The following is a 25,541-nucleotide window of genomic DNA, read 5'->3' on the forward strand; positions in this document are numbered from 1 at the left end:
GGAGGCTGGCCATGCTCTCGACACTGTTGGACAATCGCCATGCTCGAAGCACCGCTCTCCAGGTCCTGTTGCTCGTGGGCTTTGCCAGTCTTCTTTACTGGCTGTGGTCGAATACCGCGAGCAACCTGGCTGAACGCGGCATTCGCGTAGGATTCGATTACCTGGATCGGCAGGCGAACTTCCCCATCTCGGAAGGCATTCTGCCATACGATCCATCCGACACCTTCGGCTGGGCCTACCTCGTGGGCCTGGCAAATACAGCCGCTATCGCGGTCCTTGCCATCGTCGCCTCGACCATTTTTGGTCTCTTAATTGCCCTGGTTCGCCTGGCCAACAATCCGATCTCCTCCAAAATGGCCGTCGTTTTTGTCGGTGGTGTGCGCAACATGCCGCTGATCGTTCAACTGCTGTTCTGGTACGCACTCGCGACCACGCTTCTTCCGTCCCCGAGACTTGCGTTTAATCCAATCTCGGGCATCTATCTGTCGCTGCGCGGACTTTACCTCCCGTCGCTTTCTCTCGGACCGTACGGCGTCGCTTTGGTCCTTGCCTTCGTGGCAATCACGATGGTTCTCTGGTGTTTGATGAGGGGCCGCTCCCCGCTCGAGAGAAGAATCACACTTGGCGGCGTTCTCGTGGCAGCGATCATATTGGGGACAATCGTCATAGAGCCCTCGGTCAGCTTTCCGGAACTCAAGGGTTTCAACTTCGTCGGCGGTATGCGGCTCTCGCCGGAATTTGCGGCGCTGATGGTCGGCCTCGTCATTTACACATCAGTCTTCATCAGCGAGGTAATCCGCGGTGGGATCGAGGCCGTCTCCCGCGGTCAATGGGAGGCCGGCCGAGCCTTGGGTTTGTCAGAGCGGCAGACGGTGTTCCGGATCATCATTCCCCAGGCGCTCCGCATCATCATCCCCCCGATGACCTCTCAGTACCTCTCGACCGTAAAAAACACGACGCTGGCACTCGCCGTTGGGTATCCGGAACTCGGCCTCGTGGTGGGGACCGTGATCAATCAGACGGGCCAGGCCATCGAAAGCATCGCCATCCTGTTGGCCGTCTTCCTCACGATCAGCATCGCAGTATCGCTGTTCATGAATTGGTACAACTCACATGTAGCATTGGTGACCCGATGACGAGCCTTGCGACAATGAACTACGCCATGGCTGCGACCGAGCTGACGGCGCCGCAGAAAGCACCGCCTGCCAAGCGCATGCCGATCCTGAAGCTTCTGTTTGGCGACATGATGAGCGCCCTCCTTTCACTCGGCGCGGTCGGGGTGATCGTTTCGCTGCTTCCGGCCTTCCGATGGGCCGTAACCGATGCCATCTGGGCGACCGATGATGCTTCCGTTTGCAGGTCGGGCGGAGCCTGCTGGGCGTTCATTGGGGCCAAACTTCGCTTCATCATGTTCGGTCTTTATCCACCCGATCAACAGTGGCGACCTGTCGTGGTGATGTCACTCATCCTTCTCATGATCCTCGTCTCGCTTACTCCTGCGCTCTGGGGAAGAAAGCTCGCACTGGCCTGGACAGGCGCCGTCTGTGCGATGCTTGCTCTCATGTGGGGTGGCTTTGCAGGGCTTCCGCACGTCTCCACCGCAAATTGGGGCGGGCTGCCAGTGACGCTTCTTCTTGCACTGTTGTCTCTCGGGCTTGGCTTTCCCTTTGCGATCTTCCTGGCATTGGGCCGCCGATCGACGCTGCCGATACCGCGCCTTCTTTCGATTGGCCTGATAGAAACGGTACGCGGACTTCCGTTAGTCGGTCTCCTGTTCGTCGCTTCGATCCTGCTGCCTCTGCTCCTACCTCCGGGCTTCGACATCGACAAGCTTGGCCGGACGCTCGCTGCCCTTACGATATTCTCCGCCGCCTATCTTGCGGAGGTCATCCGGGGAGGACTGCAGGCAATCCCGCCTGGGCAGATAGAAGCCGCCAAGGCGCTTGGGATCCCGCATTGGAAGGCGATCCAGCACATTGTTCTGCCGCAGGCGATCCAAAAGGTCATCCCGCCGTTGACCAATACCGCCATCGTCATGGTGAAAAACACCAGCCTCGTCATGATCGTCGGTGTGTTCGATATGCTAAGTGCGGGCCGCTCGGCGGCCATGGACCCGGTTTGGCCGGCTCCTTACACTGAGGCCTATCTGTTCGTCGGCCTGATCTACTTCGCGATCTGCGTCGGTATCTCCTATTACGCCCGTTGGCTCGAGATCCGGGTAAAGGCAAAGGATTATCGCTAATGTCTATCCATGAAGAGCGGGACGTCGATCAACCCGCGATCGTCATTCGAAACTTGGACAAGTGGTACGGAAACTACCATGTCCTGCGCAACGTAGACCTCTCTGTCCAGTCGCGCGAAAGGATCGTGATCTGCGGTCCATCTGGGTCTGGAAAATCTACTCTTATCCGCTGCGTCAACCATCTTGAGGAGCATCAGCGGGGCGAAATCATCGTCAATGGTACCGCGCTCAACGAGAGTTTGAAGAACATCGACACGATCCGGCGCGATGTCGGAATGGTGTTCCAGCACTTCAACCTGTTTCCGCACTTGTCGGTCCTGGAAAATTGCGCACTCCCGCAGATACTGTCGCGCCGGACGCCCCGCAAGGATGCGGAAGAGCGCGCGATGCAGTTCCTGGAACGCGTGCGCATTCCGGAGCAGGCACGTAAATTTCCAGGTCAGCTCTCAGGTGGTCAGCAGCAACGCGTGGCGATCGCCCGCGCACTGTGCATGGCGCCCAAGGTAATGTTGTTCGACGAACCGACATCGGCGCTTGATCCGGAAATGGTCAAGGAGGTGCTCGACACCATGGTGTCTCTCGCCGAAGAAGGCATGACTATGATCGTGGTGACTCACGAAATGGGTTTCGCTCGGCGGGTGGCCAATCGAGTGGTGTTCATGGACCAGGGGATGATTGTCGAAAGCAACGTGCCGGATGCCTTCTTCGATGCGCCGGCAAACGAGAGGACGAGACGCTTTCTCCAGCAGATTGTCCATTAACCTCCACGTTTGCTTGCTGAAGTAGAGGCCCTTGTCGCGACGAGCGACGAGGGCAGGCGGGAGACACATAGAACGCGCTCGGCTTCAGACGTGATTTAAGATCGTGTGGCGAATTTCCTCGAAGGTCTTGATCCGCTCCATAGGGAATAAGTCCTTTCAGGCGGTCCTCCGCATCGCTACGGAGCAGAGATTTCCACTATGCGGAATGTGTTATCGGCGGCCACTGGACCATCCGGCTGGTCAACGGCCTGGAAGCCTTTACCGAGGAAAAACAACTTCTGGTTACTCCAATCGCCAACGCTCCAGCTCAGCCAGAGTGAAGCGCGGCGTGATGTGCTGCGGGCAGTTCCAGTCGAACGCCTCCACCGCGATGAGGACGAGACGCTCCACCCGAGCGGGATAGTCGGGCACGGTCAGCTTTTTCGCCAGCACCGGATCGTCTTCTGCATCGATGACGCGCATGTGACCATAGATTTTCAGGCGCCGCCGTTGCGCGTAGTCCATCAGAAACAGTGAGACGCGGTCATTGGCGCTGACACTGCCTGTTGTGATGTATTGGCGGTTACCGCGAAAATCCGCAAAGCCCAGCATCGATGCGTCAACCGTGGTGAGAAAGCCTGCAGGCCCACCACGGTACTGGACGTAGGGCCAGCCGGTCTCCGAGACACTGGCAAGATAAAAACCGTCGCACGCGCCGATGAAGGCCGTTTCTGCCGGACCGAGGCGCTGGCTCTGCGCAGTTTCGTCTGCGTGAGCGCGCGCGCCGATCCGCGCCCACTGCCCCGCGCTGCATTAGTGCTCCTGTGCGGCCGCTACCGAGGGCGTCGTGGCGATACTGAGATATTTGCTGCTCATTCCGTTCCTAACCTTCTAGCCCGCCGGAGCTAACTTCAATCCTGCAAGGCCCAGTCCGCCACCTCCCAGCGCATCTGCCCACGGTCGGCGACGACACGGCCGAGCCCTGGGAAGGGCATGTGCGTGGCGGCGATCAGCGCGCCTTCCGAGGCTGCGCGGGGGAAAAAGCGGTCGCGCATCGCTTTGGCGGCTGCACGGTCCTGCTCGAACAGGAAGAACACATCGGTCGCTCCCGGATGCACGACCGGAAAGATCATGTCCGACACCATGATGAGGCTCTTCCCTTCATCTTCAACCCGCACGCCGATATGGCCGGGTGTATGACCGGTCAGGTCGACGATCGAGACGCCGCGCACAATTTCACGCTCTCCGTCAATCGCCTGGAGTTTCGGGTAGAGGCGCACCACCTCCTGCGCCATCTTAAAGCTGGTCTGCAGATAATCGGGCGCGCCGCTGCGCTTGGCCGGGTCGGTCCAATGCTTGACGTCGCGACGATCGATGTAGAGCTCCGCCTTGGGGTAGTTGTTCTTGCCTCCGGCGATCAGACCGCCCATGTGGTCCTGATGCATATGCGTCACGATCACCGCGTCGATCTGGTCAAGCTGCAGGCCAAGCGCACCGAGCGCCTGCGGCAGTTTGCCGGTCTGCCCGATCGAGCCCGCTGCACCGGCATCGATCAGGATGCGGCGCTCGCCATCATCGATGAGATACTGGTTGAAGAGGAACCGCACCCCACTCGGCCGGGCGGTGAACTGAGCGACTGCCGCCTGCTCCACCGCGGCCGGGGCGCGTCCCGGAAAATAGTCGAAGGGCATATCGGCATACCCGTCTGTCAGTGCCGTCACCGTGAAGCGACCGATGCGGATCTGCGCCAGTGGCGTAATGCTGACCGGCGTTTTGGTGGTATTCTGCGCTGCGGCAAGGGCCGGTGCGCCACTGATCAGTCCTCCCCCGAGGAAGCCGAGAGGAAGAGCGCTGGCAAAGGCACGACGTGAGAGTTGAGGCATGACGTCTTTCTCCTGATCATTGGCAATACGGGGAGCCGGCCGGCGCCCCCTGGAACGCCACAAAAGCTAGGATGTCCGAAACCAATAGGGTATCCTGCCATTTCAGGAACTTTCCTCTCAATTTCCGGAAGGATACGATGGATCGGTTTGAAGCGATGTCGGTGCTGCTGGCGGTGGTGGACGCCGGCAGCCTCTCGGCTGGAGCGCGGCGATTGCATGCACCGCTCGCCACGGTCAGCCGCAGAGTCGCGGATCTGGAAAAGCACCTTGGCGTGCACCTGGTCCGGCGCACCCGCCGCGGCCTCACCTTGACGGATGAGGGCCGCAGCTTCGTCGCCGCGTCACGTCGTATTCTGGAGGAACTGGACGCGGCAGAACGGCAGGCCAGCGGCGACTATGGCGCGCTGCGTGGAGGGCTGCACGTGACCGCACCGATTGCCTTCGGCGAGCGCCATCTGCTGCCAATAGCTCTGGAGTTCCTGAAGGAGCAACCCGATATCAACCTGCGCCTGACCCTCGCCGATCGGCAGCTAAGTCTGGCAGATGAGCACGTCGACGTGGCCCTGCGGATCGGACACTTGGCCGACAGCGCGCTTATCGCAACGCGCGTCGGCGCCGTACGACGGGTGATCTGCGCGAGCCCCGACTATCTTGCCCGACAAGGCGTTCCGCGTCAGCCGGAAGACCTCAGCCAGCATGACGGAATAAGCTTTCAGGGCTTTGCGACCGCGCCGGAATGGCGCTACCGCCGGGACGGCGCGGCCTTTACCATCGAGCCGCGCCCCAAATTCGCGGTTAATACGACGGAGGCTGCCATTCAGGCCGCAATAGCCGGTATAGGCATTATCCGCGTGCTGTCTTACCAGATCTCCGATCAGTTGCGCTCCGGTGCTCTGCACGAATTGCTGACGGACTTTGCACCGGAACCGCTACCTGTGAACGTTATCCATGGACCAGTGGATCCTCTGCCGCTGAAGGTGCGGTGCTTCCTCGACTGGATCGTCCCAAGCCTACGCACGCAGCTGGCCTACTAGCGTCCCGCTCACGCGCACCACCGTTGATGGCAGTGGGGCGCACCGGTGCGAATGCTGCAAGATGCGGTTGTCCTTCCCTAAGCGCCTAACATGTCGTCTTCAAGGAAAGGGCCAAAGCTATCTCTAAGACTGAAATGGGGGCGCAATGCTACCGGGCCAATTCGGACGCTGGTGACCCGGGCTGCCGTTCGATCCGCGACTAGTGCGCACAAGCTTAACAGCGCGTTATCGTAGCCGAGCTGATCCACGTTGTCCCGTTCCTGCGCTTGGTTTACCCAGGTCTCAATCGGGTTGATCAAGGATGCTGCGAGTGGGATGGGAAGCATTAGAGCTGTGGGGGAAAGACGCGGTTCGCATAGAACGGCTCGCTGGCGGGGTTGCCAATGACGTCTGGAGCGTGCACATCCACGGGCAACTTGCAGTCGGTCGTCTGGGTACCAGGAGCAACGCTGATCTGGCGTGGGAGGTTGAACTCCTCCGGCACCTTGACAGTGAAGGTCTGAGCGTGCCGGTGCCGATCCCGGCGGACGACGGCCGGCTATTCGCGGATGGCCTGATGGTTATGAAATACATGCATGGCGGACCACCCGAGACTGAGGGCGACTGGCGTCGCGTAGCCGAGACCCTGCGCGAACTGCATCGTTTGACGCAAGGCTGGCCGCAGCGCCCAGGGTGGCAATCCTCGACTGACCTCCTGCATGCCGAGACGGGGACGAGGATCGATCTTGCCGCGATGCCGCCAGATGGCGTCGCTCGATGCCGCGCGGCATGGGCACGGCTTATCGGACGTAAGACAAGCGTCGTCCACGGCAATCCCAACAACCCTGCCAACATCCGCATGACCACGGACCGCGTCGCACTGATCGACTGGGATGAGTCGCATATCGACGTCCCCGACCTTGACCTCGTCTTGCCCCATAATGCTGCCAATCTGGAAACCGGGGCGTATGACATCGCCGCGCAAGCATCGGCCGCATGGGAAGCCGCCGTCTGTTGGGATGACGAATACGCGAAACAGCGACTTGCCGAAGTTGGAGCGATCTAAGCGACGATCGCTCATGGCGCATTGATGCCGTCAAAGCTTGGCTTGATCGACGTCTGCTTTCGGGAAGACGCCACCGCGGGCCTACGACCGAAATGGGCGCGCGTAGTAGCCCGTTGAAACGTCACGATTGTGGCATGTCAGTCCGCAAATGCGGCCACGCTCACAGCGGAGCCCCACGCTTCTTAGATTTAGGTGTGCTCCGCCAATTCCAGCGCATCTTCGATGTCCACACCCAAATACCTGACGGTATTTTCGATCTTGGTATGGCCCAATAGGATTTGAATAGCGCGAAGATTGCCTATCGCTTTGTAGATCATTGCGGCCTTCGTGCGCCGGAGCGAATGCGTGCCGTAGTCTTCGCATCGCAACCCGATCGCGGTCACCCATTCATCTACCAATCGAGCGTACTGGCGAGTACACAGATGATCGGTATGGTCAACCCGACTGGGAAAGGCGTAGTCGTCTACTGTTCCGCCTCGCCGCTCAAGCCACGCAAGCAAACTTGCCCTCACGTCCGCCGTGATTTCGAACTGAACCGGACGGCCGGTCTTTTGCTGAACGACCATAGCGCGGGTTCGAATCTCTCGACCTGACTGTCGATTGCGAGATCAAACAGCGCGCGATCTCTCATACGCTCCTCCCGGTCCAGGAAGAAGCGGATTGCCCAAATCTGACGCTGTTTCAGAGACTTCTTGACGCCGACCTTTCGGCCGACGTTCCATGCCGGTCGGCCCAAAGCGGCAGGATCCTCGCTTTCCGTGGATACTCATTTCCGTGTAGCCCACTTCGACGCCGTCAGTCACAAAGAAGGATGACGGCTCGATGGAGGTGGAGATCGCCTGGACATTAGCTGCCACTTGTTGACTCACCCGCGGTTGAACAATAACTTGCGAACTCGGTCGTTAGGCTTGTCCTCACATGACGGATCAATCTCTTCAGCGTCGCCTTGCCGCCATCGTCGTTGCCGATGTGGTGGGATATTCACGCCTGATGGAGGCTGATGAAGTCGCAACGCTGGCGAAACTCAGGGAACTCCGTTCTGGCGTTATCGAGCCGGCTGTGATGCGCCACAACGGTCGCATCTTCAAGGTCATGGGCGACGGATTCTTAATCGAATTCGGTAGCGCGGTGGACGCGGTCGCAGCAGCGTTGGAAATGCAACGGGCCACCACTGCTGTTGAGGCTTCCGGAGACCGGCGCCTGCTTTTGCGTGTAGGCGTCAATCTGGGAGATGTCATTGACGACGGTTCAGACGTCCTCGGCGACGGCGTCAATGTCGCGGCGCGCCTCGAGACGCAGGCCGCACCGGGAGGTATCTGCATTTCAGCCAAAGTTCACGGCGAGATCGTCGGCAAGATCGGCGACCGGTTCTTTGATGCAGGCGAACGCTACCTGAAGAACCTGACGCGCCCGGTCCACGTGTGGCATTGGCCGGATGCGCTGCAGAGCATCTTGCCGCTGCCGGAATGTCCCTCGATCGCTGTATTGCCGTTCACAAATATGAGTGGGGATGAAGCGGACGCGCCCTTCGTCGACGGCTTGACCGAAGACCTGATCACCGACCTTTCCCGTACGGCTGGCCTGTTCGTCATCGCGCGCAATTCCGTGTACGGCTACAAGGGCAAGCCGGTCGACGTACGGCTGGTCGCCCAGGAACTCGGCGTCCGCTACGTCCTCGAGGGGAGCGCCAGACGCGCAATGGGCCGTGTCCGCATCAATGCCCAATTGATCGACGCGCTTGGCGGCCAGCACTTGTGGGCCGACCGGTTTGACAGGACCGTGGAAGATGTTTTCGAATTACAGGATGAAGTTAACGCCAAGATTGTTGAAGCCCTCGTCGGCCGGCTGACCATCCCGACGCAACGCAATCGGCCGAAGAACTTTGAGGCGTACGATCTGTGTGTGCGCGCCCGCCTCCTGACGGAAGAGTCGCCACAAACTGAGCGTGAGGCCTATATGCTGCTCCAACGCGCGGTTAAGCTTGAGCCATCATATGCCGAGGCGCACGGTCTGCTCGCCTATAACCGTTGGCTTGCCTGGACTCATTTCGGCGAGCCCGAAGTCCCTAACCGTCGGATGGCGGCGACGTTCGCGCACAAGGCGGTCGACCTGGATCCCAACGATGCCGGCTGCCGTTACGTTCTGGGGACCATTTTGGCTTATGAGCGGCGATGGGAGGAATCGGAAGCCGCCTTCGCCAAGGCCCTGGAGCTGGACCCCAACCACGCCGACACCTGGGCCGCCATGTCGGACATGTCCGTGCTGGACGGCAGGGTTGCCGACGGACTAGCGCAGATCGAAAAAGCTCTGCGGCTCAATCCCTATCCAACCTGCTGGTATCTATGTCATCTTGGGCAGGCGCAATACGCCGCGCGTGACTATGAGGCGGCAACCGCTACACTCCGCAGGAAAGACACGTATCGTACCAACTCACGCAAATTCCTGGCTGCTGCGCTTGCGCAGTTGGGCCAGCGTGAGGAGGCGCGGCGAGAAGCAGAATTGTTCCTGATTGCCCACCCTCATTTCACGATCGGCCATTGGCTCAGCTCCCAGCCGCTGCGCGATGCATCTGTACGAGACCATTTTGTCGACGGCTTCCGAAAGGCTGGCCTGCCCGAGATGTGACAGCGGGTGGGGACAATCCGGACGCGTTCGAGGACTTGATCAACGGATATGCGCTGCGCGACGGCGGTCTGGCGCCGGTCACGATCTCGGCATCAAGCTCGGCCTGTGTCTTGCGCCAGTTTCCGAGCCAAGATCTTGGACGGGTGCGTGGCCTGTAGGCGATTGGATCATCTACTACGAGCCGCGCAAGGTCGCCGCGACCCGCGGTTACTTTGGTGTTGCCAAGGTGACCGAGGTCATCCCGGACCCGAAGGCATCGAGCATGCATCTCGCACTCATCGAACCGGGTAGCTACCTCGACTTCATCAATCAGGTTCAATTCAGTGGAACAGAGGGTGAGGTCGAGAGTGGCGTTCTAAACGAAGAGGGCCGGATATCGGGCAAGGCACAGTCTGCGGTAAGGCCCATTTGGAGCGCGGACTTCAATCGCATCAATTATTCTCGCTCAGGTTAGCGGACCACCACCACCGAGCGAGGCCAAGTTGGGGACGTTGAGCGTCGACGGCCAACGGAAGACGATGGGTTGGAACCTTCCGGTCCGCATGCGAAGACATATGGCACTGGACGCAGACCAGCGCGACCCGCCCCGGTTTGCGGTCACTGGCGCTGTCCCGAGGGAGGCGCCCGGGGCAGAGGGACCCCAACGGGAATCCGATGCACTAAACGGTGCTGAAGCGGCGCGACGGCCTTCGCCTTGACGTGGGCATTTTTCCCCAACATAGGATCAAGCAAGAAAACGTGGTAAGCGCCAGCCAAAGGGAAAATAATCGTGAGTGAGCCGACCGTAGCAGATGCAACAAACCGCATTTATGAATCGCTCCAGGCGGACAATGCCGACATCGATGTGCATATCGCGACCCTCAAGGAAGCGTTGGTGCGGGCAGGTTTGAAAGAGGCCGTGTTCGACCCTGCTAAGCTCATGCAAAATAATCGTTCTGGCAGGAAGTTTATGCAGGCCTACTTTCGCCAGCGCGGCGTGACGGTGAAGTTCTCGGCTTCATGAAGCTTCCATTGACGCCAGACAGGTCGCATTTGGACGGCCGGATCACCTTCAATGGCCTGACACCCAAGTTTTGACCCCGCCGCCGTTCCGGGCGGGCTGCCCAAGCAATTGGGTAGCGATCGGCCATAAATCAGTCATTCCAGCCCGGCCAAGTTCATATCTTGCCCAATGAACTTGTAACAGAGGGAAATGGTAAAAAACTGGGTCATTGGTTCTGATCCCATCAAGGCGAGGGACGCACCCGGACGGGGCGATATGTTGCCGGCTTCCGGCCGACTAAGTCGGGTGGAGTGCATTCGCGTTACTGCCTTTGCTCTGAACGCCGAGGAAGCGTTAGGAGCGTAGTCTTGGCCAGCGTGATCCCTGCGTCTCAATTGGGGCCGACGGCAGACCGTCTGGTTTCGGTCCCAGTAATAAGATTAGCTGACAAACGCGCAGCGAGGCCACTATGAGCGCAGCGCTTCTGTCGTGCGAGATGGAGTTCTTGTGCTCTACCGACGCACGCACACCTTTTTAAGCATCGACTCGAACTACGGGACGGGGCCGGGAGCCGCGCCCCCAGCCCCTGCTGTTCTTGCTGAACTCCAGAAGGTCGGCGTTCAGCACATCAGCGTTTACTGTCAGCATCCCGTGCGAGACACCGGGATAGGTCTTCAACGAACCGTTCGGCGGCGATCGGAACGACCGGGTCGTGATCACCGTGCCGCACCAGCGTCGGCACGGTGATCGCCTTGAGGTCATCGGTCTGGTCGGTTTCCGAGAAGGCCTTGATGCCATCGTAGTGCGCCTTGGCGCTCCCATCATGCCCTGCCGCCACCAGTTCTGGAGCACGCCTTCATGGACCGCCGCGCCCTCGCGGTTGAAGCCGTAGAACGGGCCTGACGGGACGTCGCGGAAGGAGACTGTGAACGGTTGCAGGCCAGTGCCGTCCGGAAGCCGTCGAAGACCTCCATGGGCGGCCTTCGGGCTTGTCGTCGGTCTTCAGCATCAGCGGCGGAATGGCGGCGACGAGGACGGCTTTGGCCACCCGGCCCGGGTCAGCCTTCGCTCGGCACCGGCGTGTTGAGAAGCTGCTGCTCCCAAAGATACGCGATGCCGCTGCCGCCGAAGTGCTGGATGAGAATCTCGGTCAGCTCCTCGACATGCTCGGTGCGCGCCCAATCGCGTTGCCATTCGCCAGCGAGCGCCATCACGGTCATCACGTTCGCGCCGGCCGCGATCATTCGCTGGATGGCGACTTCGTGAGACTCCTTCGAAATCCCGCCCGACGCGTCGGTGATCACGGTGACGTCCCAGCCTTCGCCGGCGGCGTGGATGACAGGCATGGCAACGCAGACCTCGGTCCACAGTCCGGCGATGATCAGTTGCTTGCGGCCGGTCGCCTTGACGACGTTCACCACATTCTCGTCCTGCCAGGTGTTCACCCAGGTGCGATCGATGACTTCCTGTCCAGGGAACACGTCGGTGATCTGCTTAAAGAGAAGTCCACCGCGCGCCGCGATCACGCTGGTGAGAATGGTCGGAACATTGAAGGCTCTTGCCAGCTTCGCCAGCGCGGTCGTGTTGTTGACCACCATATGCGGATCGTGGCTGTTCAGGTTCGCGAGTTGATAAGGTTGGTGATCGATCAGAACGAGGACGGAATCTTCGGGACGAAGAAGCGAATCGAGGCCGTTACGAGGGGGCATCAAGACTTCCTTTCTCTGCCGCTATGGACGGCGATGGGTTCACGGGAGACATGCGCCAGCGGGTGACGTTGCCTGGACGCAATTTGCTGTTCCTTTTGGTGGCGCGGTAGTGCCATAGTCGGGCAAGCTGTGTCGCGAAATAAGGAACGCCGGAATGGACATCGAAGACCTACAGACATTCGTCGCAGTGGCCGATGCCGGGGGCGTATCGGCCGCCGCGCGCCGGCTTGGCGTCTCCAAATCGATCGTCAGTCGGCGACTCTTCCGGGTCGAAGCGGAGCTTGGCGTCCAGCTTCTTGCACGAACGACCCGCGGCGCCGCGCTCACGGAAGCGGGAATCACGTTCAGGGACCATGCGGCCAGAGCCAGCGCCGAGATCGACACCGCCAAGGAAACAATCCTCCCCACCGGTGAGTTGCGCGGCCGCCTGAGGGTTGCCATGCCGCTTACGTTCGGCCCGACCCACTTCGCCCCCGTGCTTGCGGACATGGCGCGCCAGCACCCGCAGCTTCACATCCATACCTCGTACAGCGATCGCTTCGTCGATCTCATCGCAGAAGGTTTTGATTGCGCGATTCGGAGTGCCTACCTCCAAGACTCAAACCTGATCGCGAAGCGCGTTGGGCCGATCCATGGCAAGCTTGTCGCCAGCCCGGATTACATCAAAGCGCACGGGTCACCCGAGACCCCGGACGAACTCGTCACCCATCAGGCCCTCATGCAGGGAACGGAAGCCTGGCAGTTCATGGATGGCGACAAGATCGTCACGGTTCAGCCGCAGGGCAGGTTCAAGGCCGACAGCGCCACGGCGCTTGCCGCTGCGGCGGCGGCAGGTCTCGGCATCGCCTGGCTCCCCGATTGCATCACATATGGATATGTGGCCTCCGGCGCTCTGGTCCCGATCATGACCCGCTATCCGGTCCCTCCGGGGGCGGCGTATGTCGTCCGCCCGCCGGGTCAGCATCCCACGCGGAAAGTGCGTGTGCTTACCGAAATGCTGACCGAGTACTTCAAACGGAACCCGGACGTTTGGGGTCTCGACCGTTAAAACACGGGGCGAAGCCTTATCAATGAATTGCGTTCGACGGTCGCTCCACTGCGAGCCGCCGAGCGTGACGACATTGCCCACACGTTCCACTTACTGACCCAGCTTTCGCTGGGCTCCGGAGCCTGGGGCTGCCTTGGTTGATTATGCAATGGTTGACTGGCTGTTTTCGGGGCGAAGCCCAATCGACCTCAACGATTAGCGTGGGCGCGCAAAGCGGCCATCCGCTATGCCGCTGGCGACAGTCAAAAGCGATCAGGAATCCCGTTCAGGCTTTGCGGCGGAAAGGCAGGAAAGGGCCAGCGGATCTGTTCTCACAAGCCCTGTGCGCCACGCCGATGCCCACGCCCAGGAGGTTCAATAGAAACTGGGTAGATGTAACCCAGACGACAGACGCGGACTGGCAAGTGGGCGACAGCGTTGATCTTGGTGAATATCACAGGCGTGTCATCGACACCGCGCGGACGACGATCTCGTCTTGCTTGAAGCGGCGCTCGAGTTCCTTGCGGTAGTCGGCCCACCAATTCTGGTCCAGCTCGACGGCCATCACCTCCGCAATTATAATAACGTCCTTTTCCACCGCCCCTTCGTCTTCCCACAAACCCTCCGCAGGGGCGTTACGGTAGAGCGTGGCTCCGCCAAAACGAGTTGTCAGCTGGTCGCGGACCTCCGCGAATCTCTTCGAAGAATCGCGTTTGTTGCCGACAAGCGGCAAAAATATCTGGATCAAATGCATCGCCTTTTCCTCCGACCCGATGTCCCAGGTTTTCCAAGGCGGACCATCACCCGCCTCGGCGACGCGCGGTGCAATTAGCCTTCGGCGTTTGGGTTCGGCATGGGTCCGTTCGATCCGAAGTTGCTCCCGTCGTTCGTACGATTGTCTTCAACTTCGAACCTCCCTCGACATGGCTGTCCGCTCAGTGAATCCTCGAGACCTGATAAAGTTCCGGTCCGCGACCTATCAGGCGAGAACATGACGCGATGGAAGTAATGGGTTCACATGGTCGCTGTGCACTGGCCAAAAGGGTTATGGTCGGTTCAGGAGCGGCTGGCCTGCGCTTGGCGAGCCTGCGGACATGCGCCCTTCACTCTATACCGCGCGGGTTTGAAGCTGGGCAGGATCGTTCCGAACGTCGAATGGGAAGCGGCCTTCCAATATCGCGGAGGAGGGAGGACAAGCTTCGTCTTTATCTGGAGCAGGTAGTCGCAGAACTGTCGAGCGTTAGCGGAAAGCACATCGACGTCGCGATCGATCTGCCGCCTGAGCCATTGTTCGTGGATGCCGGGCGTGTTGGACAGTTGGTCTCCAATCTGCTCGGAAACGCCCTGTCTCATGGAGCGGAAGACAAGCCCGTTGAGCTATCTGCGCAAGTGGTCGAAGAATCCGTGATTATTTCCGTCTCAAAAGGTTGCGTTCCCATTCCGCCCGATCTTCCAACCCTTCTTCCATGGCGAAGACCCCGGGGGACGTCACGAGCAGGGGTTGGGTCTTGGACTGGACATCGCTTCCGAGATCGCAAAAGCCCACGGCGGAACGGTTACAGTCTCGTCGTTGAACGAGAAAACCACTTTCGAGGTCAGGATGCCCGTCAGTTCGCAAGCCGAAGAGCCAGGAGCGGAATAATCCGTCAGGTGAAGTGTACCTGAAAACACTCGCGTGAGACGTTTGGAATTGGGTGGAATGCTGCCAGTGGCACTACAGCCCCCACAGTGATGTGTGGCAATAAAGTGCGGCGTGGCTCCACCTTGAATTCTGCGGGTCGCGTTGGGCCGCTGGCGTGGGCCCGTGGTCAAGCCTTCGGATTGCCATGGCAGAAAGGAATAGGCCGACCCGTCGGAATGAGTAGACCTCGTTCCGCAATGTCAGAATGCGGCGTTCAGCGCCTTTTCCTCATCAGTTCACTTGATGAGCCGCGCCGGCTCGGACACTCAAGACGCTGTCGTTGATATGGTCGCCTACGACGAGCAATGAAGGCCAGAGCCTTGCCGGGCCGCCCGTTCGAACAACTGGGGCGCAAGTCGCGTCCTCCAAATCGGGAGACCCGCATGGACAGTGCAAAGGACAAAGTTGGGGGCAAGGCCAATAAGCTCGGTGGTAAGGCCAAGCAAGCCGCAGGCGCGGCACAAGAGGCAAGGCGCGGTGCCCAGCAAGCCAAAGGAAAGCTAAAGGACGCAGTTAAAGTTGCCGTAGACGAGGCTTAAAGCATTGAAGCTGCCGTGCGAACCTGTTCTTGCGCCTGCCGAACAGTATCTCTTGCCGCCCGTTGCGGGCACGGAACATACCATTGGTCCTCGCAAGCGCTTATGACTGACGGACCAGCATGCCGGCACGTGTGCATTCCTCCGGCGGCCGAGTGCCTTCATTCCTTCCCATCGAGGAAGAAGCGCACCATTTGACAAGAGGCATCCGGACCATGCGGGTCCGTATACGTTCCCGAGGGATTGCCGCCGGACCAGGCATGACCGGCGCCCTCTACCAGCCAGTATTCGACCGCCGGGCTTCCACCGGAATCTGCTACGATGGTTCTTGTATAGATCCGCCCGCTCGCGGAGCGGCCGGATTCCTTACGGACCGCGCATCGCGCGTCGGTAGGCGCTGCCTCGGCGACGATCCGATCGGCGTTGGAGGGATGGACCGTCCGATCAGCACCTCCCTGGAAGACGATCGTCCGGAGACGGTGACCATTAGCGAGCCGCTTCGGATCGGATGCAAGACCGCCGTCGCCGCGCATCGCGGAGAAGGCTGAAATGACGTCGGTGGCCGATCCGTAGGCCAGGCCGGAATGGATCCCCGCGGCCGAATAGAGATCGGGATAGGTCTCGCCCATGACCGCCGCCATTGCTCCCCCTGCCGATAAGCCTGCCACGAAGACCCGGCTGCGATCGAGGCCGAATTCCGACATGATCTCCTTGGTGATTCCGGCAATGATCGAGGGTTCTCCCCCGTCGCGCATTTGGTCGGTGGGCCTGAACCAATTCCAGCAGGACGACGCATTGTCAGCACCGCTTTGACGGGGATACGCGACCATGAGACCGTGCGCCTCGGCAACCGCGTTCATGTCCGTTCCTGCAGCAAAATCTTCGGGATCCTGCTTACAGCCATGGAGCATGACGACAAGGCCGCGCGGCCGATCGGGTGCGGACGCGGGAACGTAGAGCCTGTAGCTTCGCGAACCCGCGGGGCAGGTGAAGGATCGTGCCAAGAACTGTGCCCCATCCGAGATGACGGGTTCTCGGACCTGTCTTGCCGTGCCCGGCAGGCCGACGTCGTGTAGCGATCCGAAGACGCCCCGCGCCAGCCGACTCTCGCTCAAAATCCGTACCGTTTCTCGCAAGGGCTTCCGCAACCTCGGCGACGAGGTGCCATTGCCAACCTTTTGGGCGGGCTCTTCGGCATCAGACCGTGTCGGTGGCTCGATGATCTCGGCATCCGGATCGACCGGGAAGGGGGCGGAACGCTGAATTGGCCGCGGTGGCGTGATGTCCGATGACGAGATGCGAGTATCGGAGACCGATCGGCCGGCCAGCGCATCCTGGATCACGCGTGTCGCCTCGGCGACGTTCAAGGCGCGCGTGGACCGTAGCGCACGGCGCATGGCCGTTTCAAAATCGTCATTCATGGCGTTGTCCTTCTTGGTCGGGCCGCAGTTTTACCGGATGCGTTCGGCCAGCGCTAATTTCAACTCGGTGCTGGCCTGGAGGGCGCCGAGCACGGTGATGGATTCAATTGTTGCCAGAGCAAGTTCTGGTGTGACGTCGGACGCGATGCGGGCAAGCCCGACCACCCTGATGTGAACTCTTTCGCCGGCCGCCTTCAACGATTCCAATTCCGCTCTGCTGTAATCGCGCAAACCCAGTTCCAGCCTGTGCCGAACGATCGACTGCTTGACGGCCTCGGCCTCGGCCGTGAGCTGGTTGCGGATCGCTGTTCGGATGAAATCGCTGCGATTGGAATAGCATCCTTCCTGCACGAGAACGTCGATGCGACCGAGATCGACATAACCGAGATTTATGGTGATCTTCTCAGATTCACCACCTCTGTCGCGTAAGAAATTGTCTTTCATGCCATCCACTCGCCATCCAACTGGATGGTATATGGATGTACTCGCAGTCTGTTGCAAGAGCTGGTGCTAGAAGGAAGCGCGGTTCCGGCCAGGACGATCTGGCCGAACTCTCCCGGCGAGGTCTCATTGGGATAAGAGCCGAGTTGGAAGCGATCGCGCTGTCGCAGTGTTCGGCCCGTTGTGCCTCAAAGGGCATTCCGGATCGGCTGGCACCCAGGGCCGGCAAGAAGGCGGTGGAATAGCTGACGTAGGGAGCGATACCGTTGTCGAAGAGATAGGAGAGGCCGGCCCGCCACGTCACTTCGCGATCATCGTTGGAGACGGTCGGCCGACCCGGAGCCAGGCGGTTTTGGGTATCAATGTCCGAGAGATCGTAGCGCAGGCCGACCGTCCCTACCCAGTTGTCGTAGCGGATCTGGTCCTGGGCATAGAAGCCGACCTGCCGTTGCTTCTGCAGGCCAGAGCGCTGGATGGCCGGGACTGGTATCGGTGCGGTGCCGTAGACCGGGTCGAGATAGTCGAGGGGCGGTACTCCGACAGTGCCGTTGCCGAAATTGGTCGACGAATCGGCCCGGAGGACGTCGATGCCGAAGAGAGCCGTGTGATCGAGGGCACCGGTATCGAAACGGGCTTCCAGTTGGGTGTCGACGTTGAAGCTTGTCAGCCAATCATCCGACACTGCCGAAGCCCGATTGAGGGTATGGCCGTCGGGCCGATAGGCGAAGGCCGGGTTGACGAGGGCGAGGAACATGTTCTGGCTCGCGCGGCCGTAGCGCAGGTTCTGACGCACGCTCCAGGTGTCGTTGAACTCGTGGGAAAATTCGTATCCGAGCGTATAGAAATCGCGTTCAAAGATGCTGGCGTTGGGATCGCCGAGATAGAGCTCCCGTGGGATCTGTCCGAATGAATTGTCGATCAGTGTCCCGATCGCCGGGTAGAAACGAGGGTTGAAGTCCTTCGGGCGATCCTTCTGATAGTAGCCATAAAGAGTGAGTTGTGTCTGGTCGGTCGGTGCCCAGGTCAGGCTCGGCGCAAGCATGAGCTGGCGTTCTTGCTCTCGATCGATCTGGCTGCCCATGTTCTTTCCGAGTCCGGTAAGCCTGTAGGTCCAGTCGCTTCCTTCGCTGACCGGTCCTGTGAAGTCGAACATCCCTTCGATGCCACCGAAAGACGAGGTCTGGATGCCTACCTCGTTATGGCGCTCCGGTTGCGGCCGCTTGCTGACCTGGTTGACGAGCCCCCCTGGGACCGCCCGGCCGTAGAGAACCGACGCCGGCCCCTTGATGACGTCGATGCGCTCAAGTGCGTAGGGGTTCACGGCCGGAGTGGCATAGTTGTTGGGGTCGCCCGGAAGCACCAGTCCGTCGAGCCACATCGTACCGTAGGTGTTGAAGCCGCGGATATAGAGCCAGTCGTAACGGATGTCGTAGCCGTTGCTCTCAGTCAACACACCCGGAGTGTATCGCAGCGCCTCCGAAACGGTGTTCACCCCTTGCTCCTCCATCTGGGCACGCGTGACGACGCTGATGGCCTGTGGCGTCTCGAGGAGAGAAGTATCGGTCTTTGACGCGCTGAGGCTTCGCTTGGCGACAATCCCATTGTCCGGCCCCCTTGGGTTGTCCTTAGAAGCAGTTACGGTGATCGCCGCGAGCCGGGTTCCCGGGGCCGCATCCTGTGCCAACACAGGTGCCGCGAGACCGATGACGCCAGCAAATGTCGAGGCAAAAAGGGTCTCTTTGCCGTGCGCAGCGAACGTGCGTGCACGCTCTTTCGCGTCGCGTCTTTTGCCAGCGACGCCGGAATGGCTGCATCTCGACGCGCTCGATGAAGTCGCCGACACCAAGGGCGGCGAAAGGCTTCTCCGCGAACACCTCTTCGAACATCGCTGGACCGTCACTCCTCGCCTGATAGAGATCGTTCGCCAGATCTTCGCGCCCCCACCGCTTTTGCCCGCAATGCGCGACCTCTATCTCGAAAGCCGCGCCGTGGAACTCGTGGCAGAAACGATGGCAGCGGCATTGCAGGCGAGCCGGCGTGATCCGACCGGCATGATTCTGACGCGGCAGGACGCCATTTGCCTCGATCGCGCCAAGAATTACGTCGCAGCGCGATGGGCCAACCCGCTCAATGTTGAAGTGATCTCGCGTGCCGCCGGTATCAGCGCGAGCGGCCTGCAGCGTCTTTTCCGAATCGCGGAGAACCAGAGCGTGCTCGAATATGTGCGCAAACTGAGACTGGCACAGGCCTTCGCGGCCTTGAGCAACGGCGAAGCCACTGTCCTGGAGGCCAGTCTTGTTGCGGGCTATTCTTCCGCGGCCAACTTCGCGACGGCCTTCCGCCGGCAGTTCGGCATCACGCCAAGTCACCTGATGCGACGGTCCGAAAGCCGCCATTGGCCGAAGTCTTCGCAAGCAGTGTAGTTTACATCATCATCGAAAAAGAACCTCTCGGGCCGGCTTGCCGTGCTTGCGCGCATCTGCCAGCCCCGCAACCGGAGAGTTTGGCTACCTAGTTATGGGAAGGCGGCCGCTCGTTCCGTTCTGGCGATCGGCTATCCCCTCGTCATGGTGATGGCGGCGATACCCGCACTGGTGATGGTATCCGGCCGATACGATGGTCGTCATGATGAAGCCTTGACTGCCGAACCTTGCGCTGGTCGTTCTCGCTGGAACTGGCCGAACACTGGTCGGCGATCTCACTCTGAACAGCAAACAAGTCTTTGACGGGCCGATCCCAGCGCTCCGACCAGACGCGGATCCCTGAAGTTGCACAAGCCGCGCGTATACGCGAATGCGCGGGCCTTGGCGTTGGATTGAACCTAAAGAACATAGCCAACTTTCAGGTCCCGCCCGATTTGTCGAATGTCAGCCTTGCCTTGTTAGGGCTCATCGGCCGCTCTAAGACGAGTGAGCAAGCCAGTAATCGCGATGGGCGGAACCGGAGGGAAAAGAGGCGGCACAAACGCCTGTCTAGTTCGCCATCTAGGGCGGTTTCCACGAAGCGACCTAGTCGCCCGTTGGTGTTGGGGTCTTTGTTGACCATGGCTTCCCAAGTCGATTGTTGTGCTGAAGTTAAACAGCACTACGTCTTAATAAGCGAAACGGCATTTTTGTTAATTAACGCATTCGCTTAATTAGCGATAGAGCAATAGAAGCTGGTTCGAATCCGTTCGAGAGCGATAATTTATATTGCTAGACGCAGGTAAGTGATCACAGCGTCCGCTATCATTTTCTTATGCCGTTCGTACGTGGAAGTTTCCGAAAGATTGCGCTGGAAAATCGTACTGAAGGTATGGGCGTTGGAGACCCGGAAGAAGCAGAAGGCGCTGATCAGCAAATGCAGATCGATTGCGTCGATCTCACGCTGAAAACTTCCATCCGCTTTGCCGCGCTCCAGAATGTCCGTCAGCGTTCGAATGATCGAGACGTTGAGGTCGGCAATCTCGGTGGAGCGACGCATGTGCGCGGCCAGGAGAATGTTCTCGCCGCTCACCAGTCTGACGAAGTCCGGATGGTTTTCGTCGTAGTCGAAGGTGTTTGAGATCAGCGTCCGCAGCGCCGCGACTGGCTGCATTTCGGTAAGCTGGAGATCGGCCTCGCGTGAGCGGATCTTGCGGTAGGCCTTCTCAAGGACAGCGAGATAGAGGTCTTCCTTGCTGATGAAATAGTAGTAGATCATGCGCTTGGATGTGCGCGTTCGCTCCGCGATCGCGTCGACCCGGGCGCCTGCTAACCCATGAGCGGCGAATTCCTCCGTCGCGACGGCCAGAATGTTCTCTCGCGTTCTTTCGGGGTCATTTTTGCGCGATACCTGTTCTCGCTTTTCCAATCTCCCGTCTCCGTTGAAGCATTCAGTCAAACCGACCCGTGCGTAGCACGTGATCGATGCCGTGCTCCACGTGTTGGCGCAGCATAGACCTTGCGCCTTCCACGTCGCGGGCCATGGCAAGGTCGAAGAGTTTGCGATGATCGTCCGCAACCGGTTTCCCCCGGAAGCTGCGCGCAAGCAAGTGGTAGCGTAGAAATCGATCGAACGTCGTTGCCAGCGTTTCCATCAGCACCGTAGAGCCGCAAGCCGACGCGAGCGCCTGATGGAACTCCCAGTCGTAGCGCACCCAATCCGGCGTTCGGTCGACGTCGCCGGTTAGCAAACGCTGCTCCACCGCGGCAAGCTTGTGTCTGGCTGCCACAACGCGCGCTTCCCATTCAAGGTCACCCGCGGCGAGAGACAGAGCAAGAGCATGACTCTCGAGCAGAAGGCGCATGTCACCGAGATCCCGCAGCTCCTTCGCGGAAACCGGTGCGACATGGAAGCCGCGCTGCCCTTCGGCAATCACAAGGTTTTCGGTGGCAAGCCGCGATAAGGTTTCTCTGAGGGTGGAGATGCTTACTGAGTATCGATCACGTAGGTCGTCGAGTTTCAGCTTCTGACGCGGAGATAATGTGCCCGCGATGATATCGCTCCGGATTTGGCGAAACGCCATCTCGCTCGCAGTTTCCGATGGTATATTTTGGACGATCATGTTTCCTCCCTTGCTCGAATTATATCCTATGAAATGAAAAAGCTATGATAAAAATTATTTGACATGAGATATTGAACATCAGAAACTCCGGCTATAGCTGGCCGCTTGTCCGCGCCTTTTTTAACTAACTGGTCCGTGCATGAACAGGTGCTCTTCCGAGGAGGGAAGAGTGAAAGTGGGAAAGAGACCGGCCACTCGACGGTCGGCTAACGGGAGGAAAATCAATGGTTTTTGAAATCGACCGACGCCGCTTTCTTGGCGTTTCCGCGGCGGCGACCGCGGCTTTTGCTTTCCCAGCATTTGCACAGGACAAACCCGTGCTGAAGTTTTCGGCGGTGTTCTCCGAGCAGGACATCCGCGCCGAGATGATGAAATCCTTCAAGGATGCCATCAAGGACAGCTTCACGCTGGAGCCGTTTTATGGCGGAACGCTCTTCAAGCAGGGCACGGAACTGGTAGCTCTCCAGCGCGGCAACCTGCAGATGGGCAATATCGCCCCACAGGATATCTCAAACCAGATTCCCGAATGGTCGGTGCTGACCTCAGCCTATCTGTTCCGCGATGCCGCCCATCTCAAGGCGTTCTTCGACAGCGATACCGGCGCGGAATTCAAGAAAATGGCGGAAGATCAGCTCGGCGTGCATATTCTGGGTCCGACCTATTTCGGTGCACGTCAGGTGGGACTTAAACCGGAAAAGAAGATTGCAACACCTGCCGACATGGCCGGTATCAAGCTTCGGATGCCGGGTGGCGACGCCTGGCAGTTCCTGGGGGCTGCGCTCGGCGCAAATCCGACCCCTATGGCCTATGCCGAAGTCTATACCGGTCTGCAGACCGGCGCGATCGACGGACAGGACAATCCGCTTCCGAACGTCAAGAACATGAAGTTCTATGAAGTGATGTCGCAGATCGTGCTGACCTCGCATCTGATCGGTTACGATCTGCTGACTGTATCCAGCAAGGTGTGGGCCGACATGTCGCCGGAACAGCAGACAGCGTTCCAGGCGGCGGCGGATAGGGCGATGGCCTGGAGCCAGGAACAGCACCTGGCGCAGGAAAAGGCTCTGGTCGACGAGTTCAAGGCAGCCGGCCTCAAAATCTATGAACCGGACATTGCCGCATTCCGGAAGCATGCACAGGAGAAGTATCTCTCCTCTGATCTCGCAAAATCGTGGCCCGAAGGCATCCTCGAGAAGATAGCAGCCCTGTAGTCGTATCAGCGACAAGAAGATGTCGGCCGGGTTCGACCCGGCCGATTGGGTGAGGTGAGGAGGAATTTCGTGTCCGAGAGACTGCTTGCCTTTGGCCGGTGGCTGCGCCGGCGTGCTGAAAACATTCTGGCCCTCATGCTGTTGGGCATGTTCGTCGTGTTTCTGTTGCAGATCCTGTTCCGCTATGTCCTCAATCTCTCCATTGGCTGGACGCACGAAGTCAGCGTTGCTCTCTGGATCTGGATTGTGCTCTTCGGGTCCGCTTTCGTGATCGGCGAGAGTGAAGAGATCCGGTTCGATTTCTTCTGGGCCAGCGCGTCCGACCGTGCCCGCCGCATCATGACGCTGATTTTTGCCGTGGCTCTTGTCGTCGCCTTCGGCGTCTCGCTGCCGGCCGTCATAGACTACGTCATGTTCATGAAGGTCGAGAAGACAGCCTATCTCAAGATCCGCTTCGACTATCTCTACTCGATCTACGTCGTCTTTGCGGTAGCAATGATCGTGCGCTACATCTGGCTTGCATGGCAGGCAGCCTTCGGCAAGGCGCCGGACGCTTTCGATCCCACGAAAGCGAGCTCCGGCGTATGAATTTCACCAGTCCTTTTTCGCTTACCATTGTCCTCATCACGGCTCTTGCCTTTTTGGGCTTGCCGATAGGGCTGTCGATGATCGTTGGTTCGATCCTGTACCTGTTTCTTGTCGGAGCCGATATGGGAACGGTGGCCGAGCAATTTCTGAACGGCATGTATTCCAACTATATCATTCTTGCAGTGCCGCTGTTTGTGCTCGCTGCCGAATTCATGAACATCGGCTCGATGACGGAGCGGCTTCTCAACTTCTGTAATGTTCTCGTTGGTCGGTTCCGCGGCGGCCTTGCGCAGGTGAACGTGGTGCAGAGCATCGTATTTGCGGGCATGTCCGGCTCTGCGATCGCGGATGCGGCGGGCAGCGGGCGCATGATGCAAAACATGATGACCCGAGACGGGCGTTATACGCCAAGCTATGCCGCCGCGCTAACGGCGGTGACCTCCGTCATCGGCCCGATCATTCCTCCTTCCATTCCAATGGTAATCTACGCGCTCGTTTCGGACGCATCGATCGGCTATCTCTTTATCGGCGGCATGATCCCTGGACTGTTGATGGCACTTCTGCAGATGGTGCAGGTTGCAATCACCGCGCGGCGCAAGAACTTTCCGGTGGAGGACCCCGTACCGCTTCGCAAGATCCCGAAGATCACCTGGCAGGCGCTTCCGGCGCTCATGATGCCGGTTGTTCTGCTTGGCTGCATCTATTCCGGCATCACGACACCGACTGAGGCTGCAGCTCTTGCGGCGGCCTACGCGCTGGCCATTTCCGTCGTGATCTATCGCAGTATTTCCTTGGTGGCCTTCTACGACGCATTGAAGACCAGCTCCAAGACAACAGCATCGATCGGCATGCTGATCGCCGGCTCGCTGGTCTTCAACTACGTTGTCACGATCGAGAACATCCCGGAGACACTGCGTGTGCTTTTGACGGGTTGGGATCTGTCACCAATTGGCTTCCTGATCCTCGTCAACGTCCTTCTGCTCCTGCTAGGCTGCGTGCTGGAGGGGACAGCAATCCTGCTGATTATCGTTCCCGTATTCATCCCGACCGCGCAAGCGCTTGGTATAGATATGGTGCATTTCGGGGTCATGGTGGTCGTCAACATCATGTTGGGGCTGGTTACGCCACCCTACGGGCTGTTGCTTTTTATCATGACCAACATTTCCGGTGCGCCGGTGCGCGACATCATTCGCGACGCGTTGCCGTTTCTTGGCTGGATGGTGCTCTGCCTGGCGCTCATCACCTTCTTTCCCGACCTCGTACTCTGGTTGCCGCGCCTCACGGGCTACCAGGGGTAACAGGTAAAGCGATCATGACAGACCCCAAACCCCTCTTCATTCTCAACGGACCAAACCTCAACCGGCTTGGAAAACGCGAGCCGGAGATTTACGGCTACACGACACTCGGCGAAATCGAAACGTGGTGCAAGCAGGCGGCTGGAAAGCGGCCGGTGGAATTTCGCCAGACGAACAGCGAGGAACGGCTTATCGAATGGGTGCACGAAGCGATCGATGAGGACGCTGCAGGCATCATCATCAATCCAGCCGCGTTCACGTTCACATCGCTTGCTTTGCTGGATGCGTTAAAGATGTTTCCAGGCCCGATCATCGAATTTCACATCAGCAATGTTCACAGGCGTGAACCGATCTATCACCGCTCCTACGTCTCGATGCGTGCTACTGCGGTAATAGCGGGTCTGGGGGCTACAGGCTATCCCACAGCGGTTCATGCCATTGAAGCGCTCATTGAGCAAAACAAGGTCTGATGGTGCTCGCAATGTCTTGCGCCACTCCCGACACACAGAGCTGTGCTATCGATCCGCGTCGAAAGATCATTGCAGCCTATGTCGAC

At 59.4% G+C, this 25,541-nt stretch carries 22 protein-coding genes and 4 pseudogenes; 15 read left to right on the plus strand and 11 right to left on the minus strand.

The window, feature by feature from the left end; genetic code table 11:
* The first annotated feature begins 11 nt into the window (after window positions 1-11).
* From ASD02_RS26130 to ASD02_RS26140, 3 genes are read left to right on the plus strand one after another with little or no spacing between them, the layout of a single operon-like run.
* Window positions 12-1,136 (plus strand): ABC transporter permease subunit, encoded by a 1,125-nt coding sequence (locus ASD02_RS26130; RefSeq protein WP_057213376.1) that lies wholly within the window; start codon window positions 12-14, stop codon window positions 1,134-1,136.
* Window positions 1,133-2,242 carry an amino acid ABC transporter permease gene (locus ASD02_RS26135; RefSeq protein WP_057213379.1) on the plus strand — a complete coding sequence of 370 codons (1,110 nt, stop codon included), beginning with the start codon at window positions 1,133-1,135 and terminating at the stop codon, window positions 2,240-2,242. The genes ASD02_RS26130 and ASD02_RS26135 overlap by 4 nt, the downstream gene beginning before the upstream one ends.
* A complete protein-coding gene (locus ASD02_RS26140) occupies window positions 2,242-3,003 on the plus strand; it encodes an amino acid ABC transporter ATP-binding protein (protein ID WP_057213382.1) in 762 nt (253 codons plus the stop codon). Before ASD02_RS26135 ends, ASD02_RS26140 begins: the two co-directional genes overlap by 1 nt.
* A 282-nt stretch (window positions 3,004-3,285) precedes the next feature.
* Here the strand turns inward: ASD02_RS26140 and ASD02_RS26145 are convergent.
* Window positions 3,286-3,858 (minus strand): annotated as a pseudogene (locus ASD02_RS26145) (pyridoxamine 5'-phosphate oxidase family protein).
* 35 nt (window positions 3,859-3,893) lie between these two features.
* Window positions 3,894-4,865: an MBL fold metallo-hydrolase gene (locus ASD02_RS26150; protein ID WP_057213386.1), complete on the minus strand. Its 972-nt coding sequence runs from the start codon at window positions 4,863-4,865 to the stop codon at window positions 3,894-3,896.
* A gap of 137 nt (window positions 4,866-5,002) precedes the next feature.
* Between ASD02_RS26150 and ASD02_RS26155 the strand changes: the two genes are divergently transcribed.
* Both ASD02_RS26155 and ASD02_RS26165 read left to right on the plus strand, forming a co-directional pair.
* Window positions 5,003-5,899, plus strand: coding sequence for a LysR family transcriptional regulator (locus tag ASD02_RS26155; protein ID WP_057213388.1), 897 nt, complete (start codon window positions 5,003-5,005; stop codon window positions 5,897-5,899).
* A 310-nt stretch (window positions 5,900-6,209) separates the two neighbouring features.
* Window positions 6,210-6,944, plus strand: a complete 735-nt coding sequence (locus tag ASD02_RS26165; RefSeq protein WP_057213704.1) for a phosphotransferase — start codon at window positions 6,210-6,212, stop codon at window positions 6,942-6,944.
* Between the two features lie 188 nt (window positions 6,945-7,132).
* Here the strand turns inward: ASD02_RS26165 and ASD02_RS26170 are convergent.
* A pseudogene (locus tag ASD02_RS26170) lies at window positions 7,133-7,680 on the minus strand (tyrosine-type recombinase/integrase).
* Between the two features lie 182 nt (window positions 7,681-7,862).
* Between ASD02_RS26170 and ASD02_RS26175 the strand changes: the two are divergent.
* The 3 genes and pseudogenes from ASD02_RS26175 to ASD02_RS26185 all read left to right on the plus strand — a co-directional run bounded on the left by ASD02_RS26175 (window position 7,863) and on the right by ASD02_RS26185 (window position 10,572).
* Complete coding sequence (locus ASD02_RS26175) at window positions 7,863-9,569, plus strand: adenylate/guanylate cyclase domain-containing protein (RefSeq protein ID WP_057213394.1); 1,707 nt, start codon at window positions 7,863-7,865, stop codon at window positions 9,567-9,569.
* A gap of 116 nt (window positions 9,570-9,685) precedes the next feature.
* A pseudogene (locus ASD02_RS40030) lies at window positions 9,686-10,002 on the plus strand (restriction endonuclease); the annotation flags it as partial.
* Between the two features lie 333 nt (window positions 10,003-10,335).
* Entirely contained in the window at window positions 10,336-10,572 is a 237-nt protein-coding gene (locus ASD02_RS26185; protein WP_107027993.1) for a hypothetical protein, read from the plus strand.
* A 513-nt stretch (window positions 10,573-11,085) separates the two neighbouring features.
* Here the strand turns inward: ASD02_RS26185 and ASD02_RS26190 are convergent.
* Both ASD02_RS26190 and ASD02_RS26195 read right to left on the minus strand, forming a co-directional pair.
* Window positions 11,086-11,605: pseudogene (locus tag ASD02_RS26190) on the minus strand (alpha/beta hydrolase); the annotation flags it as partial.
* A gap of 4 nt (window positions 11,606-11,609) precedes the next feature.
* Window positions 11,610-12,260: a hydrolase gene (locus ASD02_RS26195; RefSeq protein WP_057210146.1), complete on the minus strand. Its 651-nt coding sequence runs from the start codon at window positions 12,258-12,260 to the stop codon at window positions 11,610-11,612.
* 154 nt (window positions 12,261-12,414) lie between these two features.
* Between ASD02_RS26195 and ASD02_RS26200 the strand changes: the two genes are divergently transcribed.
* The gene (locus tag ASD02_RS26200; RefSeq protein ID WP_057213400.1) at window positions 12,415-13,308 is read left to right on the plus strand and encodes a LysR family transcriptional regulator; all 894 of its coding nucleotides are present in this window, start codon (window positions 12,415-12,417) and stop codon (window positions 13,306-13,308) included.
* Between the two features lie 433 nt (window positions 13,309-13,741).
* Here ASD02_RS26200 and ASD02_RS26205 read toward each other — a convergent pair whose 3' ends face one another.
* Window positions 13,742-14,041 (minus strand): hypothetical protein, encoded by a 300-nt coding sequence (locus tag ASD02_RS26205; RefSeq protein ID WP_057210148.1) that lies wholly within the window; start codon window positions 14,039-14,041, stop codon window positions 13,742-13,744.
* 1,310 nt (window positions 14,042-15,351) lie between these two features.
* On the opposite strand from ASD02_RS26205, the gene ASD02_RS37490 reads away from it, so the two are divergent.
* Window positions 15,352-15,507 carry a CsbD family protein gene (locus tag ASD02_RS37490; protein WP_082555651.1) on the plus strand — a complete coding sequence of 52 codons (156 nt, stop codon included), beginning with the start codon at window positions 15,352-15,354 and terminating at the stop codon, window positions 15,505-15,507.
* 158 nt (window positions 15,508-15,665) lie between these two features.
* Here ASD02_RS37490 and ASD02_RS26215 read toward each other — a convergent pair whose 3' ends face one another.
* The 3 genes from ASD02_RS26215 to ASD02_RS26225 are packed head-to-tail and all read right to left on the minus strand — an operon-like array spanning window position 15,666 to window position 19,209.
* Window positions 15,666-16,925 (minus strand): PHB depolymerase family esterase, encoded by a 1,260-nt coding sequence (locus ASD02_RS26215; protein WP_057220902.1) that lies wholly within the window; start codon window positions 16,923-16,925, stop codon window positions 15,666-15,668.
* A 30-nt stretch (window positions 16,926-16,955) separates the two neighbouring features.
* Window positions 16,956-17,369, minus strand: coding sequence for a hypothetical protein (locus ASD02_RS26220; protein ID WP_057213409.1), 414 nt, complete (start codon window positions 17,367-17,369; stop codon window positions 16,956-16,958).
* Window positions 17,335-19,209, minus strand: a complete 1,875-nt coding sequence (locus ASD02_RS26225; protein WP_347376840.1) for a TonB-dependent siderophore receptor — start codon at window positions 19,207-19,209, stop codon at window positions 17,335-17,337. The genes ASD02_RS26220 and ASD02_RS26225 overlap by 35 nt, the downstream gene beginning before the upstream one ends.
* Between ASD02_RS26225 and ASD02_RS26230 the strand changes: the two genes are divergently transcribed.
* A complete protein-coding gene (locus ASD02_RS26230; protein WP_244494294.1) occupies window positions 19,124-19,789 on the plus strand; it encodes an AraC family transcriptional regulator in 666 nt (221 codons plus the stop codon). The two genes, ASD02_RS26225 and ASD02_RS26230, sit on opposite strands and share 86 nt — an antisense overlap.
* Window positions 19,790-20,552: 763 nt before the next feature.
* Here the strand turns inward: ASD02_RS26230 and ASD02_RS26235 are convergent.
* Together ASD02_RS26235 and ASD02_RS26240 are read right to left on the minus strand one after the other, a co-directional pair.
* The gene (locus ASD02_RS26235; protein WP_057213419.1) at window positions 20,553-21,197 is read right to left on the minus strand and encodes a TetR family transcriptional regulator; all 645 of its coding nucleotides are present in this window, start codon (window positions 21,195-21,197) and stop codon (window positions 20,553-20,555) included.
* Window positions 21,198-21,219: 22 nt separating this feature from the next.
* Window positions 21,220-21,891, minus strand: coding sequence for a GntR family transcriptional regulator (locus tag ASD02_RS26240; protein ID WP_057210161.1), 672 nt, complete (start codon window positions 21,889-21,891; stop codon window positions 21,220-21,222).
* Window positions 21,892-22,115: 224 nt separating this feature from the next.
* Between ASD02_RS26240 and dctP the strand changes: the two genes are divergently transcribed.
* From dctP to ASD02_RS26260, 4 genes are all read left to right on the plus strand, one after another.
* Complete coding sequence (gene dctP / locus ASD02_RS26245; protein ID WP_057210162.1) at window positions 22,116-23,102, plus strand: TRAP transporter substrate-binding protein DctP; 987 nt, start codon at window positions 22,116-22,118, stop codon at window positions 23,100-23,102.
* Window positions 23,103-23,171: 69 nt separating this feature from the next.
* Window positions 23,172-23,690, plus strand: a complete 519-nt coding sequence (locus ASD02_RS26250) for a TRAP transporter small permease subunit (RefSeq protein ID WP_057213422.1) — start codon at window positions 23,172-23,174, stop codon at window positions 23,688-23,690.
* On the plus strand, window positions 23,687-24,988 hold the full coding sequence (locus ASD02_RS26255) for a TRAP transporter large permease (protein ID WP_057213425.1): 1,302 nt from the start codon (window positions 23,687-23,689) through the stop codon (window positions 24,986-24,988). Before ASD02_RS26250 ends, ASD02_RS26255 begins: the two co-directional genes overlap by 4 nt.
* A 14-nt stretch (window positions 24,989-25,002) precedes the next feature.
* On the plus strand, window positions 25,003-25,455 hold the full coding sequence (locus ASD02_RS26260) for a type II 3-dehydroquinate dehydratase (protein ID WP_057210168.1): 453 nt from the start codon (window positions 25,003-25,005) through the stop codon (window positions 25,453-25,455).
* Window positions 25,456-25,541 lie beyond the last annotated feature (86 nt).

The organism is Ensifer sp. Root1252 (genome assembly GCF_001425885.1).
GTDB lineage: Bacteria > Pseudomonadota > Alphaproteobacteria > Rhizobiales > Rhizobiaceae > Ensifer > Ensifer canadensis.